Here is a 686-nt window from a genome sequence, read left to right as displayed (position 1 = left end):
TGTAATTAGATGGACTCGCCCAAGCCGAGGCGTCTATGCGCCACGGTGGCATTCTTATAGAAGCCAACGACAGCGAGGGCGAGCCCATGAAAAAGCATACGACGATCAATCAGTCTTTGTCAGCCGATGTATCTACTTGCGTAAACGTCGCGGTAGACCTTGCCAAAAAGGTCTTCCAGGTTGCCGGCGAGAATGCGCTTGGCCAGGTGATATTCGAGGATCGGATTAAGTCACGCGAGGCCTTTCAAGCCTTTCTTCTTAAGCTTCCAGCAAGCGTGACGGTACTGGTGGAAACCGGGCCAGGTGCTCAGGCATGGGCGCGATTGCTGCAAACGCAGGGCAATTCAGTGCGCATCCTACCGGCTCAGCATGTGGCCACTCATCGCAGCGGTCCGAAAAATGATCGCAACGATGCGTTGGCGATCCTGCGTGCTGGACGCGACTGCAGGATATCTGCCGTACCGGTCAAAAGTGCGGCGGCGCTCGCAATGCAAGCGCTGCATCGGGCCCGACAGGGATATATACGGCGACGTACGGCAGTCGGTAATCAGATGCGCGGCTTACTGCTGGAGCAGGGAGTATCCATGCCCCAAGGCGAAATGGCCATCAGCCAACGTATCCCGCGAATACTGGAAGACGCCACTCAGCCATTACCCGATTTGCTGCGCGAACTAATCGCCGAACTG

Annotated in this window: 1 protein-coding gene; it reads left to right on the top strand. The window is 56.6% G+C overall.

Annotation, left to right across the window (positions count from 1 at the left end; genetic code table 11):
- Positions 1-86: 86 nt before the first annotated feature.
- Positions 87-686, top strand: a 600-nt coding sequence (locus JJD66_RS27920; RefSeq protein WP_200649532.1) for an IS110 family transposase, incomplete at its 3' end; no start/stop codon positions are given.

The sequence above is a fragment of the Pseudomonas sp. MF6751 genome, assembly GCF_016613265.1.
Taxonomy (GTDB): Bacteria; Pseudomonadota; Gammaproteobacteria; order Pseudomonadales; family Pseudomonadaceae; genus Aquipseudomonas; species Aquipseudomonas fluorescens_BV.
The sequence above is the reverse complement of the archived record's forward strand: the minus strand, read 5'-3'. Positions and strand labels throughout refer to the sequence as shown.